The 17,010-nt window shown below is 34.0% G+C and carries 17 protein-coding genes; 9 read left to right on the top strand and 8 right to left on the bottom strand.

Annotated elements, in window-relative coordinates; translation table 11 throughout:
- Positions 1-7: 7 nt before the first annotated feature.
- Both ACYFX0_RS12665 and ACYFX0_RS12660 read right to left on the bottom strand, forming a co-directional pair.
- Positions 8-271, bottom strand: a complete 264-nt coding sequence (locus tag ACYFX0_RS12665; protein ID WP_000478848.1) for a hypothetical protein — start codon at positions 269-271, stop codon at positions 8-10.
- A gap of 198 nt (positions 272-469) precedes the next feature.
- A complete protein-coding gene (locus ACYFX0_RS12660) occupies positions 470-745 on the bottom strand; it encodes a stage V sporulation protein S (RefSeq protein ID WP_000427801.1) in 276 nt (91 codons plus the stop codon).
- A 612-nt stretch (positions 746-1,357) separates the two neighbouring features.
- Here ACYFX0_RS12660 and ACYFX0_RS12655 point away from each other — a divergent pair.
- Positions 1,358-1,906 carry a hypothetical protein gene (locus ACYFX0_RS12655; RefSeq protein WP_000536156.1) on the top strand — a complete coding sequence of 183 codons (549 nt, stop codon included), beginning with the start codon at positions 1,358-1,360 and terminating at the stop codon, positions 1,904-1,906.
- A gap of 155 nt (positions 1,907-2,061) precedes the next feature.
- On the opposite strand, the gene ACYFX0_RS12650 is transcribed toward ACYFX0_RS12655, so the two are convergent.
- The gene (locus ACYFX0_RS12650) at positions 2,062-3,663 is read right to left on the bottom strand and encodes an esterase/lipase family protein (RefSeq protein WP_001238696.1); all 1,602 of its coding nucleotides are present in this window, start codon (positions 3,661-3,663) and stop codon (positions 2,062-2,064) included.
- A gap of 553 nt (positions 3,664-4,216) precedes the next feature.
- On the opposite strand from ACYFX0_RS12650, the gene ACYFX0_RS12645 reads away from it, so the two are divergent.
- Positions 4,217-5,056: an arylamine N-acetyltransferase family protein gene (locus ACYFX0_RS12645; protein ID WP_000988895.1), complete on the top strand. Its 840-nt coding sequence runs from the start codon at positions 4,217-4,219 to the stop codon at positions 5,054-5,056.
- A 96-nt stretch (positions 5,057-5,152) separates the two neighbouring features.
- Here ACYFX0_RS12645 and ACYFX0_RS12640 read toward each other — a convergent pair whose 3' ends face one another.
- On the bottom strand, positions 5,153-5,362 hold the full coding sequence (locus ACYFX0_RS12640) for a hypothetical protein (RefSeq protein WP_000824195.1): 210 nt from the start codon (positions 5,360-5,362) through the stop codon (positions 5,153-5,155).
- Positions 5,363-5,580: 218 nt separating this feature from the next.
- Positions 5,581-5,733 carry an exosporium protein ExsG gene (exsG, locus tag ACYFX0_RS12635; RefSeq protein WP_000395679.1) on the bottom strand — a complete coding sequence of 51 codons (153 nt, stop codon included), beginning with the start codon at positions 5,731-5,733 and terminating at the stop codon, positions 5,581-5,583.
- A 207-nt stretch (positions 5,734-5,940) separates the two neighbouring features.
- On the opposite strand from exsG, the gene ACYFX0_RS12630 reads away from it, so the two are divergent.
- The 7 genes from ACYFX0_RS12630 (at position 5,941) to ACYFX0_RS12600 (ending at position 13,369) form a co-directional block, all read left to right on the top strand.
- A complete protein-coding gene (locus tag ACYFX0_RS12630; RefSeq protein WP_097808004.1) occupies positions 5,941-6,843 on the top strand; it encodes an excalibur calcium-binding domain-containing protein in 903 nt (300 codons plus the stop codon).
- A 215-nt stretch (positions 6,844-7,058) separates the two neighbouring features.
- Positions 7,059-7,766: an iron-sulfur cluster repair di-iron protein gene (gene ric / locus ACYFX0_RS12625; protein ID WP_000683171.1), complete on the top strand. Its 708-nt coding sequence runs from the start codon at positions 7,059-7,061 to the stop codon at positions 7,764-7,766.
- A gap of 208 nt (positions 7,767-7,974) precedes the next feature.
- Positions 7,975-10,380, top strand: coding sequence for an NADPH-nitrite reductase large subunit (gene nirB, locus ACYFX0_RS12620; protein ID WP_149185552.1), 2,406 nt, complete (start codon positions 7,975-7,977; stop codon positions 10,378-10,380).
- Positions 10,381-10,395: 15 nt separating this feature from the next.
- Positions 10,396-10,713 (top strand): nitrite reductase small subunit NirD, encoded by a 318-nt coding sequence (nirD, locus tag ACYFX0_RS12615; protein ID WP_000616697.1) that lies wholly within the window; start codon positions 10,396-10,398, stop codon positions 10,711-10,713.
- Between the two features lie 58 nt (positions 10,714-10,771).
- Positions 10,772-12,196, top strand: a complete 1,425-nt coding sequence (locus ACYFX0_RS12610; RefSeq protein ID WP_086398560.1) for a uroporphyrin-III C-methyltransferase — start codon at positions 10,772-10,774, stop codon at positions 12,194-12,196.
- On the top strand, positions 12,193-12,903 hold the full coding sequence (locus ACYFX0_RS12605; RefSeq protein ID WP_000676490.1) for a sirohydrochlorin chelatase: 711 nt from the start codon (positions 12,193-12,195) through the stop codon (positions 12,901-12,903). The genes ACYFX0_RS12610 and ACYFX0_RS12605 overlap by 4 nt, the downstream gene beginning before the upstream one ends.
- Complete coding sequence (locus ACYFX0_RS12600; RefSeq protein ID WP_000282581.1) at positions 12,896-13,369, top strand: precorrin-2 dehydrogenase; 474 nt, start codon at positions 12,896-12,898, stop codon at positions 13,367-13,369. Before ACYFX0_RS12605 ends, ACYFX0_RS12600 begins: the two co-directional genes overlap by 8 nt.
- Positions 13,370-13,556: 187 nt before the next feature.
- On the opposite strand, the gene ACYFX0_RS12595 is transcribed toward ACYFX0_RS12600, so the two are convergent.
- The 3 genes from ACYFX0_RS12595 to narK form a co-directional block, all read right to left on the bottom strand.
- Positions 13,557-13,934: a hypothetical protein gene (locus ACYFX0_RS12595; protein WP_002083297.1), complete on the bottom strand. Its 378-nt coding sequence runs from the start codon at positions 13,932-13,934 to the stop codon at positions 13,557-13,559.
- A 347-nt stretch (positions 13,935-14,281) separates the two neighbouring features.
- The gene (locus tag ACYFX0_RS12590; RefSeq protein WP_000583193.1) at positions 14,282-15,199 is read right to left on the bottom strand and encodes an AEC family transporter; all 918 of its coding nucleotides are present in this window, start codon (positions 15,197-15,199) and stop codon (positions 14,282-14,284) included.
- A gap of 587 nt (positions 15,200-15,786) precedes the next feature.
- Complete coding sequence (gene narK / locus ACYFX0_RS12585) at positions 15,787-16,956, bottom strand: nitrate transporter NarK (protein WP_000678170.1); 1,170 nt, start codon at positions 16,954-16,956, stop codon at positions 15,787-15,789.
- Positions 16,957-17,010 lie beyond the last annotated feature (54 nt).

Below are 17,010 nucleotides of genomic sequence, written 5' to 3'. Positions count from 1 at the left end.
GAAATTTCTATAATAAAACTTTATAAGCTTTATATATCCATTCTTCATCTTTGTCTTCTTCCACATAAAAGATTTCTATTTTTATTTCCATACCATTTTCCATTAAAACGTGCGCTTCATATTTCCCATCTACATAACTAGCACAATCAATATTGTCTGCTACTATTTCTCTCCATTTATCAGGTAAACTATCATAAAAACGTTCAATGGCCGCTACTAAAACTAAATCTTCTAAATGAGCAGTTTTAAGGTTGTTTATTTTTAAAAACATCAAAAATGCCAAATCCCTTATATCACAAAGGATTTGGCATTTTTAAGTATTTAGAACACCTGCTAAATTTAAGGAGAAATTAACAGACATGCGTCCGGTATAATGCCGTGTCCACACCCAAGGATCGGTTACATAAAATAACGTATCTAACCTGGGAAGTCTATTAGTCTTTTCCCCTTATAGTAACACTCTCTTCTACTAAGACCTTTTCTTTCTAGGGCCTACAATTAATTTAATCGCTGTTCTCTCTTCATTATTGATAGAAATCTCTTGAAACGCTGGAACAAAAGCTAAGTCAATACCACTTGGAGCGACGAACCCTCTTGCAATCGCAATTGCTTTAATCGCTTGATTTATAGCTCCAGCCCCAATCGCTTGAATTTCCACATTACCACTTGTTCTTAGTACACCTGCTATTGCACCTGCGACTGAATTTGGGCTTGATTTTGAAGATACCTTTAATATATTTTCCATGTAAGTTGCTCCTTCTATTATTTAATCTCTCTTTCGTTACAATTTTAAATATTTTAGCGTATCTTTAATTACTATTCACACCAAAAACAAACGATGCTTCATATGTACATTTATTCTATTTTTTCTGACTTCTTCCTGCCCAGCTACACAAATAAAAACAAAAAATAAATAATCTAATATACATACGATTAAATATCATAGCTTCACCAAACGATAACATCCATACAGCAAAAGATAATATTGCTGTTTTGTCATACGAAATTAATATAGTAAAGTGAAACTTTACTCAGTGGGGGGTTTTGTTCATCCCCACCTAACTTCTTTGCTTTCGCTGAATTTTGAGGTGGGAGTCTTACTGCTCGGAAAATAGCGGGATAAACGTTTCCTCGTTACTTCAATCCATTTAGAAATCCCATTCATTTTTCTATCAAATTCTGAACCTTATCATCTTCAAAAAGTGTTAAAGGTAATACCCCAATACTACATTTCATCATTTGACCACTTTATATTCCAAATCTATCTCCTTTTATAGTACAAGCATACACGCCAATTGTGATTCATTTTCATAAACTATTATGTGTTTTACATTTATTAAGAATAGGAGGTAATATATTGGGTTCATACTATCATTCTTCAAACTCGTATAAAAAATGCTCATGCAAATCTTCTTCCAGTTCAAATAAAAAATGTTCATGTGACCATTCACATAAACGAAGCTGTCCTGCATACGGAACTTTTTGGCAAACTGAATTTATAACTGTTCCTTTTGGCAACCCTTTTCCATTTAATCACGTTGGACCTTTAGCAGGAGGCGTTTCCTTACTAAACCCTACTACTATACAATTTAGACAAGCTGGTGATTATAGAGTTTCGTTCATTTCCAGTATTAATACTACTTTAAATCCTGTATTTCCACATATCCCAGTCATAACTATATTTTTAAATAACAATCCACTTGCTAATAGTCAAGGTGACTTCGCTATTCAAATGAATACTTCATCAAATAACGAATGTCTTCAACTCGTTGGCGAAACGATTGTTACAGTGCCAGCTAATTCAACTCTTCAACTTAGAAATAATAGTGGCTTTAATCGTCAAAGTATTGTAACTTGTGACAATGGTATAAATTCAGTTGAATTAACAGTTACAAAACTAAGTTAATATTATTTCTTCACATTCAGATGCTATTTCAGCATCTTTTTTTATTGAATAACAGTTTTCTTCGACTTTTATTATCTCTCATCACGCAAAAAAAGTGCAGAATTCTTTCTAACACAAGATTTCTGCACTTTTATATTATGCTTATTTATTCTTCCTTATTTCTCTACATAAACCGACTTAACAATCGTACGATTATATGGTTTTCCTTCTTTATTCATCCCTTTTATATCCATCGTAACGTTATATACTCCCGGTTGTTTTATATCTTTCAAAGCACCTGTAAATGTATTCGTATTAACATTTTGTAATTCATTAAATTCAGAGACTAACTTACCTTCTTTATTAACGACTCTTACTGTTATGGAAAGATCCCCTTTCATTTCAGGTGCCATTGGTGATTTTTTCAGTTTATACTCAGGTTTATTTACTTTAACTTTTGTAGGTATTTGAAGAACAAATGGTGCGTCATTCTTGTAATCGCTTACAACTAAATATGCATCTTTCGACTGCTTCGCCATCATTTTGATTTTCCATTCGCCTACTTCCAATTTATCAAACTTAAATGTTCTAATTGTCGCCCCATTAAAGAAAGATTCGCCTTCACCAGTAGTTATAGCGCTATCTTTATTTGCATATATTTTTCCTTTTGGAGATACCATTTGTACTTCTACATCAGAAGAAGCAGTTAGTACAGAAACGATTCCTTCCGCTTTTTTATCAACTGTAACGGTTTGCTCTATCCACTGATTTTGTGGTAATTCGCCTCCTAAAATATTTTGATTTGAAGTTGTATTTAATTGTTCTAGATCTTCATTTGAACTAGTGCTGGATGCTACTAAAGCTGGTAATTCCACATTTGTCGTACGTAAATATGGTTCGATTCGTGTAAAAACAGCTGATCCTTTTCTTATATTGTCATGATCAAATCTGGAATCTGTAAATAAATGTGTACCGTACGATAGCTTCGCACTCCATTCATTTACTAGTCCATCATTTGAACCGTACGATGATAAATATAACCCGCCCATAGATAATGCAGAAAATGTTGGCCCCCAGCTAGTCCCAGTAGCCGTATAGTAACGGTTTAATTTAGCTGCTGGGTTATTATCTATTGTTGAACGAAACTTTGCCATTTCACCTATTTGTAACGAGTACGTACCATCATCTTTTTGACCTAATATAGAAGCTAGCCACCCTGCCCACCAACTATATGACAAATCTGCTAAATTTGAGCCGTGATGCGGTGTAGCAAGTGTAATAACATTTCCAACAAATCGATTCGCATCATATTCAACTAATGCGGCTTGTGTATCAATACCACCTTTACTATGCGCTACAATATTAACTTTTTTACCGAAATGATTATATATTTCTTCAAGTTTTTGTGCTAACAGTTTTCCGTTATCCCACTGACTAGCCGAACCTTTCCCCGCAGCATCATATAATTGTATAAACACTGTTTGATAGCCTGCTTTCAAAGCATAATCATACATATCATTTATATCATGATATACTGTCTTTCCATACCAACTATCCGCATTACCATTTCTTCCTTGTACAAAGAGAATTGGTGGTTTATTCTCATCATAATTAGCAGGTTTTTGGCCTAAAAACCATTCCCCAGGTGTAAATACTTCTGTGTCAGGAAACCCCTTTCCAAGCTCTTTTACAACTTCTGCCTGTACATTTGTGCTAATCGTTGGAGCCATGATAAAAAATACAATTAGTAAGGCCACACATCTTCTCATCAGTCTCATATTACTCCCCCTATTTTTTTGAAAGAAGGTGTTCTTTATAATATTTTATATTTTCCCTTCCTTAATAATAGCTAATCTTTGATTTTAAAAAGATGTTAGCCCTATTTTTAGAAGGTTACTAGTTGTGTACCCTCTTCCTTAACTCTCGTTATTCTCTTTGTTTCTACCTCTTCCTTTTGATAGAATACGACAAAAAAGTTTCTCAATAATTGTTAACTTCGCTACATCCAGATATTTTTTAAATCATTATTGTTTATATAAAGCATACAAATCTTGAAAAAATTTTAGTAAAAAAACATTTTATTACTAGTTAGTTATTTAAAAACATAATAAAGATATGTACTTTCTTTTCATTAAATACAAAATAATTTTAAAGGACCCTATATTGTAAGGCTTTCCTACAATTAAAAATCAAACTGAAATTTCCGAATAAACAATCATATTTCCAGAAACATATATTATGATAATTTCCGCGCACTTGAATTAACCTTGTAGAAGTACTAACCTATCGGTGAGCAGAAGAAAATTCTGTAAAAAGAAAGGAGAATACTTTATGATGACCAATTTACAAAAGGAGTTTTTTGAACGCTTAAAAATTCCTGCAAAAGAAATAACATTTGATGATTTAGATGAAATCTTATTAAAAATGGGAATGATTCTCCCCTATGAAAATCTTGATATTATGGCTGGTACTATTAAAAATATCTCAAAAGATAACTTAATAGAAAAGTTACTTATTCAAAAACGAGGTGGACTTTGTTATGAATTAAACTCCTTATTGTATTATTTTTTAATTGATTGTGGGTTTCAAGTATACAAAGTAGCCGGTACTGTTTATGATCTTTACGATAATAAATGGAAGCCCGATGATGGTCATGTCATTATCATATTAAGTCATGAGAATAAAGATTATGTTGTGGATGCAGGTTTTGCATCTCATCTCCCTTTACATCCAGTCCCTTTTAAAGGAGAAGCCATCTCCTCTCAAACAGGAGAATATCGAATTCGTAAACGAAATACTCGAAAAGGTACGCATATTTTAGAAATGAGAAAAGGAGCTAACGGAGAATCTACAAGTTTCTTACAATCTGAACCTTCAAATGAATGGAAAATAGGTTATGCTTTCACTTTAGATCCAATAGATGAGAAAAAAGTGAATAACATTCAAAAAGTGATTGTAGAGCATAAAGAATCTCCTTTTAATAAAGGAGCTATCACTTGTAAATTAACTACTTATGGTCACATATCGTTAACAAATAAAAATTACACAGAAACCTTTAAAGGCACCAAAAATAAACGACCAATAGAATCTAAAGATTATGCTCGCATTCTTCGTGAATCTTTTGGAATAACGCAAGAGAAATATGTAGGAAAAACACTAGAAAGAGGTTAGTTGACTAGAAGTATTTCATAATAAAGCAGATTCTATATTTAGAATCTGCTTTATTTTATATTTTGTTATAAATTAATTTAATTTTGTTGTTACCCTTTAATTTTCAATTATATACTCATCATCATATTTATCGTATTGTAACCCTTTCCCTATCTTTGATTCTGTAACTTGATCTCTTAAAAACGGTGCAGCACCCATTTTGCTAGTTGCAATTTCAATTCCATATTTTTTCGTTAAATGAGCTAACTCTATTAAAAACCACTCTCTTCGCAATGTAACTGGAATATCAAATGTTTTTCTTTTCATATATAATAGCACCTCTTTTATTTTCATAGCTTAAAAACATCACTGGATGCACTTATTAAAACTACCTTCCACCCCTAACATCCAATGAAACATTATAGTATATGCATGTCCATTTCAAACGTGCTATCACAAATATGATATTAAAGTTTACATAATTATATTATGTAATAATAGAAGAGAAAGGCATGTCCCTTCCTCTTCTATTATAGATATTTAAATTAAGAACATCTTGGTACACCTAAAGCTAAAAATAAACCTGCTACTCCCGCAGTAATCGGTACTTTTAACGTAATAACATCGTCTACCTTCGTTACTAAAAAGTAAGCATTACCTTCTTGTAATATACAAGTTACCAACAATTGAAATTCCATTCAAATCTCCTCCTTTCAATCGATATACTATAATTTATGAAATCTCTTTCAAAAAGTAATAGTAAATATATCTATTTTCCCTTATATGCAAATAAATGTTTATAAGTCTAGTAAAAATATTAATTTTCTAAATTTATATAAAACGTGTAATATCCAATAAGTTCCTATATAATCAATAAGAAAAATCTTACAAATGGAGGTATGAAAATGGCGATTTTGAGTAATATTGGTGCAGCTTTATTTTTTATTGCTTTTATTCTTTTAATCTTATGTATCATTTCATTCTTTAAAAAAAATGGAAAAGCAAAACAATATGGACGTCCTACCGTTATTCTTTTTATGATTTCAATTATATTAATAGTGACTGGTACAACAAAATCTGAACACCCAGTCATCGAATTTTTTGCTATTTTAAGTTTCATTCTATTTATATTCTTCCTTGTACTTGCAATATTATCTGTTATTAAGAAAACAGGTGTAGCAAAAAAACAATTTATTATTACAGCCGTATTATTTGTCATTTTTGTTGCGCTATTAGGTATTTCAGCTCCTTCTTCTGAAAAAACGACAGCAACTAGTACAAAAGTTGCCTCTAACAATGAAGAACAAAAAGATAGCGAAAAGAAAAAAGAACTAGAAAAGAAAGAGGCTGACGAAAAAACTCAAAAGCAAGAAGATGAGAAGCGTCTAGCCGAGGAACAAGCTCGTAAGCAAGAAGATGAAAAACGTCTAGCCGAGGAACAAGCTCGTAAGCAAGAGGATGAAGAACGTCTAGCTGATGAACAGGCTCGTAAACAACAAGAAGAACAAAAACGTCAGGCTGATGAACAAGCTCGTAAGCAACAAGAAGAACAAAAACGTCAGGCTGATGAACAAGCTCGTAAGCAACAAGAAGAACAAAAACGTCAGGCTGATGAACAAGCTCGTAAGCAACAAGAAGAGCAAAAAGCACAGCAAACTCAAACACAACCTACCTCAGGAAATACTAGTAGTGCATATTACAAAAATTGTGATGCAGTTAGAGCTGCGGGGAAAGCTCCTCTATATAAAGATCAACCAGGATATAGTCGTAAACTAGATAGAGACGGCGATGGAGTTGCATGCGAATAATAGTAATAAAAAAGAAGCTTAGTAAAAGCTTCTTTTTTTACTGTAATGCCTTACATTTAATATCCCTTTCTCTTATTTAGATGTGTTCTTAAATAAATTTCATACTATTATTCTCAAAAATGACACATAATAAGTGATTTCAATCACCACATTGATTTTCATTTATCGCTATTCTTAATTTAGTAATTACATTCAAACTTTATGGAGGCGTTCATATGAAACATACATTTACTGAAACTTCTATTGTCGGTGAGATCGTTACACAATTCCCGAAAGCTAGTGATCTTTTTAAATCATATAGAATAGATTTTTGTTGTGGTGGCAATAAACCGCTTATTGATGCAATTCATGAAAGAAATTTATCAGCTACTGAAGTGCTTACAGAGTTAAATACGCTTTATAATAATATGAAACGATTAAATGAATCTGAAATTGATTGGAAAAATGCTTCTTATCGCGAATTGATTGATTATGTTATAAATAAGCATCATCGCTATTTAAATGAAGAGTTGCCACAATTAAGTCCGTATGTGACAAAAGTATTACGTGTTCATGGGGCAAGTCAGCCTCATTTAGCTCAAATTCATAAGCTATTTCATGAACTAAAGATGGAACTAGAACAACATTTAATTAAAGAAGAAACAGAAGATTTTCCATTAATTTTAGAATTTGAACAAAATCCAACTGAAGAAAACTATGTGAAGTTACGTAAAGTAGTAGATGAGTTGGAAAATGAACATAACCACGCAGGCAACATTATTAAAGAGCTTCGTAAAGTTACAAATGACTTTACTCCTCCAGAAGGAGCTTGCGGCACTTATCGACTTGTTTACCAACGCCTTGAAGCACTAGAGTCTGATTTATTTGAGCATATTCATTTAGAAAATAACATTTTATTTCCACGTGCAATTACGAGAGTGTAAATTAAGTGCAGGACATGAGTGTAAATACTTATGTCCTGTTTTTTCATTTGGTAAAGAATATACACATCCCTCTCGAATAAGTCCGAACTTTAACAATTTGTGAATCATTGTAAAAATGTGATAAATATCACATCTCCCTCTTTTTAAATTTTCTATAATAGAAATATAATCCTTTGTTCAACACTTCACATAAAAAGGGGAAACGAAAATGAAAAAACGTTTAGTTATGATCGGAAATGGTATGGCTGGCATACGTTGTATGGAAGAAATATTAAAACATGATAGTGATTCATATGAGATTACTATTTTTGGAGATGAACCACATCCAAACTACAATCGCATTATGCTCTCTCATGTTTTACAAGGCAAAACAAATATGCAAGATATCATTATGAATGAATATAGTTGGTATGAGGAAAATGAAATAACTTTGTATACAGATGAAAGGGTTCAAAGTATTAACCGAGAAGAAAAAATAATTATCACAGAAAAAAATCGTACTCTTACATATGACAAACTAATTATCGCAACAGGTTCTAGTGCTTTTATTTTGCCCGTTGAAGGTTCTACTCTTCCTGGCGTAACAGGATTTCGAACTATTGAAGATACACAATTTATGATTGATACCGCTAATGAAAAGAAAAAGGCTGTTGTCATTGGTGGTGGATTACTTGGCTTAGAAGCTGCAAGAGGTCTTATTGATTTAGGAATGGACGTATATGTCGTTCATTTAATGCCAAGCTTAATGGAGCAACAACTAGATGCCAAAGCAGCTTCTCTATTACGCGAAGATTTAGAAGCGCAAGGCATGCAATTTCTAATGGAAAAGAAAACTGTAAAAATTCTTGGTACAGACCATGTTGAGGGCATTCAATTTGAAGATGGTGAAGTTGTAGATTGTGATTTAATCGTAATGGCTGTCGGAATACGCCCAAATACGCAAATAGCAAAAGATGCTGGTTTAATTGTAAATCGCGGTATTGTAGTCAATGACTATATGCTAACAAATGATGAATCCATTTATGCAGTTGGAGAATGTGCAGAACATGACGGTATCGCATATGGACTTGTTGCTCCTCTTTATGAACAAGGTGCGATATTAGCAAAACATATAACGAATTTACAAACTGATGGATATACGGGCAGTATCGTCGGTACGCAATTAAAAGTTGCAGGTTGTGATTTATTCTCTGCTGGCCAAATTTATGAAGATGACCAAACGAAAGCAATATCCATCTTTGATGAATGTAAACGTTCCTATAAAAAAGTATTAATTCGTGACAATAAAGTCGTCGGTATCGTTTTATATGGTGACACAGCTGACGGTACACGCCTCTTTAGCATGTTAAAGAAAGAAGAGGATATACAAGAATATACAGCCGCTTCCCTTCTCCACAAAGCTGGTGAAGAAAGTGCACTTGACGTTGCTACAATGAGTGCGGATGACACGATTTGCGGATGTAATGGTGTTACGAAAGGTACAATCGTTCACGCCATTTTAGAACAAGAGTTAACGACTTTTGAAGAAGTTAAGGGCTGTACGAAAGCCGCAGGTTCTTGTGGTAAATGCCGTCCGCTTGTGGAACAAGTTTTATCTCATACACTTGGAGATGCTTTTGATGCCTCAGCGCAATCTGCCGGTATGTGTGGATGTACAACTTTATCCCGTGATGAAGTCGTAGCGGCCATTCACGAGAAAGGCTTAAAATCTCCAAAAGAAGTACGAAATGTTCTTGGTTTTGTACATGAAGAAGGCTGTTCAAAATGTCGTCCTGCTTTAAACTACTATTTACGTATGGCGATTCCAGAAGAATATGAAGATGATAAATCGTCCCGTTTCGTTAATGAAAGAATGAATGGTAACATCCAGCACGATGGTACATTCTCTGTTATTCCACGCATGTACGGAGGCGTTACAACAGCTGATGATTTAATGAAAATTGCTGAAGTTGCGAAAAAGTACGATGTTCCTCTTGTGAAAATTACAGGTGCAAGCCGAATCGGCTTATATGGTGTTAAGAAGCAAGATTTACCTAACGTATGGGCTGACTTACATATGACTTCGGGATATGCATATTCAAAATCGCTTCGTAATGTAAAATCATGTGTTGGTTCTCGCTTCTGCCGTTTCGGTACGAAAGATTCATTAGGACTTGGTATGTTGCTTGAACAATCATTAGAAATGGTAGATACACCTCATAAAATGAAGATGGGTGTAACGGGCTGTCCGCGTAACTGTGCGGAAGTACTGACGAAAGATTTTGGCGTTGTTTGTGTCGAAAATGGATACCAACTTTATATTGGCGGAAATGGTGGTACGGAAGTACGCGAAGCTGATTTTGTAATGATTGTCCCTACTGAAGATGATGTCCTTCGCATCGCTACAGCTTATATGCAATATTATCGTGAAACTGGTATTTATGGAGAGCGTACTGCCTACTGGACAGAACGTTTAGGCTTCGATCACATAAAAGAAATACTGCAAGATGCAAATATGGTCGCTAAGTTAAATGAACGTTTCCAAAAAGCTCGTGGCACATATAAAGAAGCATGGGGACAAGCACTAGAAACGAAATCATTAAAAGCGATGTATGAAGTAGAAACTGTGAAATAAGGAGCTGTGATCTATATGATACAAACGAAAGAAAAAATAAAAGTTATGCGTGCGGAAGACCTTCCTATTCAAATCGGTAAAGAGGTGCAAATGAATGGTATGTCTATCGCCCTATTCCGCCTTTCAAATGGAGATATTCGAGCTGTAGAAAATCGTTGTCCTCATAAAAACGGACCGTTAGCAGAAGGAATTGTATCTGGAGAATTCGTCTTTTGTCCACTGCATGATTGGAAAATTTCATTACTAACAGGTGAAGTGCAAAAACCTGATGACGGCTGTATCCAAACATACGAAGTAGAAGTTATTGATGGTGACATTTATATAAACATGTAATTTACGAAAGGAAGCCTCCTCTGGCTTCCTTTTACATAAAAATAGAAGAGGTGCGATTATGAACGGATATGTATATTTAGTTGGTGCAGGACCAGGTGATGAAGGGCTTATTACAAAGAAAGCGATAGATTGTTTAAAGCGTGCAGATATCGTTTTATATGACCGTTTATTAAACCCTTTCTTTCTTAGTTATACAAAAGAAACATGTGAACTTATGTATTGCGGCAAAATGCCAAAGAATCATATTATGCGACAAGAAATGATTAACGCCCACCTCCTTCAATTCGCACAAGAAGGAAAAATCGTTGTCCGATTAAAGGGCGGAGATCCATCTATTTTTGGCCGCGTTGGTGAAGAAGCAGAAACTTTAGCAGCAGCGAACGTTCCATATGAAATCGTACCAGGTATTACATCTAGCATCGCCGCTAGTAGCTATGCAGGTATCCCCCTCACCCACCGTAACTACAGTAATAGCATCACTTTATTAACTGGGCATGCAAAAGGCCCTTTAACCGATCATGGAAAATATAATTCATCCTATAATAGCGACACGATCGCCTACTACATGGGTATAAAAAACTTACCTACAATTTGTGAAAACTTACTACAAGCAGGAAAGAAAAAAGATACACCAGTAGCCGTCATTGAATGGGGTACAACTGGTAAACAACGTGTAGTCACAGGGACACTGTCCACCATTGTTTCTATCGTCAAAGACGAAAATATTTCTAACCCTTCTATGACAATTGTTGGTGATGTTGTTTCCTTACGTAATCAAATCTCTTGGAAAGAACGCAAGCCATTGCACGGCAAGAAAGTTTTACTTGCATCTGCAACAAATAAAAAAAGCGCAATAAAGCAAATGTTACAAGAGTCCGGTGCAGAAATATATCAAATTCCAATTTTCCAAAAGAAAGAATACACATTAACCTTTGAACAAATTAATAAGATTTTTAACGTTGATCGTCTTGTATTTTGTTCCGCTGAGAGTGTAGACATCTTAGTGCAATCATGTAGTAAATATCATAAAGATATTCGCTCCTTACAGGCAGAGCTTCAGTATATGAACCTTTCTATTCAAGAAAAGCTTATGCAATATGGATTGTTAAGTAAACCTGCGCAATTTTCTTCGAATTCAACGATTTATTTAGGACGAAACATTAACCGAATTGCTGTTATTCAAGAAAAAATTGGTGCTGGTTCCTATATGATGACTCATGAGTACACAATTGATCATCGCTTCGATGAAATTCATTCCCGTATGCTTTCTGAATTCTCATGGGACAGCATTGTATTTGAAGGTCGTGCTTCTATTGATACGTTTCTAGCAGAAATAAAACGCCTAGGCTTTATCAATATTCTTACTCTCCCATTCTCGTATACCGACGTTCCAACTTTACACTATGCGAATAAAGTCGGTTTTCATAATGTAGATGAGCAATTACAAGACATGATTATGAAGAAAGATTTGGTGGTACGATGAAAGGAATTGTATATGTTGGACACGGGAGCCGCTTACAAAAAGGTAACGAACAATTCATTCACTTTATTCAATCTGTTATAAAAGAACGTAACGAACGGATTCAAAAAATAGCTTTCCTAGAACTAACGACACCTACCATTTCGAATGCAGTTACAGAAGCAATACTAGAGGGTGCAACTGCAATAATGATTGTACCTGTTTTATTATTTGCAGCAGCTCACTATAAACGTGATATTCCTTTTGAGATAGAGAAAATACAAAAGCAATATCCACATATAACATTTTCAGTTGTACAACCTTTTAGTACACATCCACATATGGTTGAACTTGTAGTAAAAAGAATACGTGAAACTATGCCAATGCAAGGTAGTAGTGTTTTACTCGTAGGGAGAGGCAGTAGTGATCCACAGCCGTTACATGAATTACAACAAATCGGAGCAGCCGTCGAACGAAAACTCAGTATGCCAGTATCGTGCTCCTTTTTAACGAAAGGAACTCCCTCTTTTACTGCTGAGCTCAAGGCTATAACATCGACTTCATCCCATGTATATGTCATGCCGTACCTTCTCTTTACCGGATTATTACTTCAAAAAATTAAATTGCATGCAAAAAAATACGATCACGTTACAACTTGTAACTGTCTTCAGTTTGATAGATACATGAAGTTAACATTATTAGAACGAATGGAGGAATGCATATATGTATAACATGTACCCTCTTATGTTTAATTTAAATAAAAAAGTGGTCGTTATAGTTGGTGGTGGTAAAATCGCATATCGAAAAGCGGCCGGATTAAAGGATACAGGCGCTTTTGTCACCGTTATCAGCCCAGAAATTTGCGAGGAAATGAAGGAACTTCCTTATATTACTTGGAAGCAAAAAGCTTTTAGTAATAATGATATTAAAGATGCTCATCTTATTTATGCAGCTACAAATCAACATGCTGTAAATATGATGGTCAAACAGGCCGCCCATGATTTCCAGTGGGTTAACGTCGTAAGTGATGGTACAAAATCATCGTTTCACACACCTGGTGTCATCCGACATGATGAATATGTTGTCACTATTTCAACTTCAGGTAAAGATCCATCGTTTACGAAGCATTTGAAGCAGGAACTAACATCTATATTTCCTAAACTTATAAACAAGCTTTCTCGTACTCATAAAATGTAATCTATCACTTAGCTAAAATAGTAATTAACTTTGAACAAACGTTTTTTAGAGGCGTTTGTTCCTTTTGCTTTAGTTTCGCTTTTTAGGATCAGACAAACAATTGGACAAGAATCTGTGAAGAAAAATAGCGGCAACAATTACGGACAAAAAAAGCAGTTGCTTGAGAGCAACTGCTTCAATACAGGTTTTATATTGGATATTCATTCAACCAAATTAGCGCTTGTTCATAATCATCAAAAAATCTCACAGATTCTTTCGTATTAGATTGTTGTAAATAATCCATTATCTCCCCCTCTTCAAGGAGAAATGCAATTGCCTTACTGTTATTCAAAATGATTTCATTGAAGAACTTCTCTTTCCATACTTTTTGAACAGAAAAATGATTTGGCGTGTATCCTTTTCTATCCACCAACAATTTGTATTTCCGCCCTTCAGAAATGAATTGCTGACAAACCTGCTCAAAACCATTAAACCATTCATACACATCATCTGTTTTTATATTTCCAACTAGATGGGTAACAATTATATCTCCTGAAACTTTTGTGCTGATATTCTGTTTACTCAACTTGGAATCCCTCCTTAGTTACAATTTTGCGGAAAAACCACATAAAATCAATAAAGAAAAAATTCTTACTTGACACTCCCACCCCATCGCTATCAAACTAAGCTCATGTAACGTCAATTATAAGCGAAATTGTGTCTTTTTTCGCAAGTCTATATGTAGATGCTTTAAAGATTTGCATCCGAAATAACCCCTAATGCGTTTCCTTTTTTTGAATTAAACTGCTTGATGATCAGACATGGTACAATTGTAAACGACACCCAATATATCTAAGACTGTTTTCTTCTCATATCGATGGGATTTCCGTCCATCATTTACCGCCTCAAATCTATTCGTTTTTGCACGTATATTCAAAACAAAATATATGACAAATAAATAACGACAGTTACTGTAACAATGCTGAAAAGTGTTGAAAATAAAACGATTTGTGCATGTAGTTCAGGCTCTATTTGATACTCCATAGCAATGGTTGATGTATTTCTTGAAGTAGGAAAAGAACTTGCAATAAATAATGATTGTGCAACAATACCATCAATGTTTAGTAGATAGATCATGGCAAGTGCTAATAATGGTCCTATCAGTAACCTTCCAATTAAAGCCCATGTTATGACTCGATGGAAAAAATTAAGCTTAATGTTAGATAATTGCGCTCCTAGCAATATGATTGCTATTGCAACAAAACTATTCGCAAGCTGATTAAGAGGTAGAAAGATAGAATTAGGTATTTGAATTTTAAAAGATTGAAAGAGAACCCCTAATACAAGCGCATGAAGTACAGGCAGTCTTAGAAATGATTGAATAATACTTCCGATTGTTTTTGTTGCTGATAGTAAGTTATATATCCCATATGAATAAGTTAAAAGATTCTGGAAAATCACAATAAAAATTTGAATGGAAACCCCCACTGGATTGTGACTGAAAATCAATTGACTTACTGGTAATCCATAATTACCGGAATTCATTAACGAAATACTATTTTTTAGAGCTGCACTTTCTCCTTTTTCTAACTTTAATGTTTTTGAAATGAAATGACTTACTATGATCAGACTCAAACTATAAAGCATTAAATAGTATATTATCTGGAGCAACAAACCTGTCTCTATACTAATATCATATATATTCATAAATACAGCCGCTGGCATCAAGCAATAAGTAATAAGTGTAGATAGCTGCTTTAAGTTAAATTGGAACTTCCTTTGTAAAATTGCACCAATTAGCAGCAATATTAATATTGGTAATATTACGTCTAATATAATAAAAATAATCATTTAAAACCTCATTCTACATATATTTTAGTTGGATTAAACGCTCTCTTTTCTTTAACATATCAAATATGACTCATAAAGAAAATTATAGATTATTTATACAAATTCATAACTTTATCTTATTGAACTAAACTGTATTCTTTAGTTTAAGTGTACTTTTTTCACAATATCCGTTAGCCTTACCAAAAAATCTTGCCCTAAAAAAATCTGATACTGCAGTTACTATGCGAAGAATACTTACATCAATTCCATACTTGTCGCTTGAGTCACCTAACACACCTGATACTTGTTTATCTTGAGTGGACTTATATTTTTTTCATCTAAACATCCCGATTCAATTAAATATTTGCATTCTAAAAATGAGTTCGATCTTTAGAATAGATTTAAGATTTCCTTAACTAATCTGCCCTTTAATTAAATAACTTTTGACATCTATATTTTAAAATAAAATTCCATCAACCTTCTGTTTTTCATTTTAAAAGCACATTCTTATAGAAAACAAGCGTTTGTTGAGATAGCAATAAAAACATGTTGAAGCCTATTACTAAAAGAACCATCCCAAAATACTTTGGGACGGTTCTTTTTCCTTATTAATGATTCTTTAACATCACTAACAATTTCTCTTGGCTATACATCCATACTGTAATGATTAAACAAGCAAGTGCGACTTCTGATAACGCCATAAATCCAATTGCATAATGACCTGTTAATTGGAATAGTAATGTTAAAATTAGTGGCGGGAAGAATCCTCCTAGTCCGCCTAAAGCTGAAACGAGCCCATTTACAATACCGGCTTGTTCTGAGAAGTACATTGGAACGAGTTTGAAGATTGTACCATTTCCAATCCCTGCACAAAATGCGACTAGTAGGCAACCAAATGTATACACGTTCATACTAGGCATAAATGATAAAATAATACCTGAAAGTGTTAAACCGATAAATACGAAGATTAATATTTTAAATGGATTAAACTTATCACCGAGCCAACCACCAATCGGGCGCATAATTGTTGCGAGTACAATGAATCCGGCTGTCCGCATACCTGCATCTACTTTTTCTAATCCGAAGTGAGATACTAAAAAGTTTGGTAAGTATACTGTAAATGCGACAAATGATCCGAATGTTAAAAAGTAAAAGATACATAAAAACCAAAGTTTTTCATTTTTATATACACCTTTTATTTGTTCCATTAATGGTGTATTCACCTTTTTCTCCTTACGATCACCTAATAAAAAGTTCATAAGTGCAAATGCTGCAAGTAAAACTAAATAACATTGTACTGTCGTTCTCCAACCAACTGAAGTTGCGATAACAGGTGCTAAAAACGAAGTGATTGCTGTTCCGGCGTTACCGACACCGTAAATACCATTTACAAAACCGTGGCTCTCTTTCGGAAAGTATTTTGGTAAAGAAGTTACCCCTACTGAGAATACAGCTCCACCAATTCCTACAAATAATCCACCAATAATTAAATCCATCATAGAATTGGCAACACTAATATAAAAGACAGGAAATAATAATAGAATAAAACTAATAAAGAATAATTTTCTTGCTCCGAAACGATTTGTCCAATAGCCAATTGGAATACGAAGAACAGAACCTAAAATAACCGGTACTGCTGTTACCATAGAAATTTGTCCCGCAGTTAATGGAATATCCGCTTTAATATAAGGCATTAATGATGATAAAATAACCCATACCATAAAACCGATAACTAGATTAGAAGTTTGTAAACTTAATTGAAAATTAGGACCTTTCATCCTGTTCCCTCCTATGTATGCATAGTTATATTCATTCCCTCCAGCCTAATCACG

Source organism: Bacillus sp. NEAU-Y102 (assembly GCF_054788175.1).
Note: the sequence above shows the minus strand (reverse complement) of the source record. Positions and strands in the feature narration are given on the sequence as shown.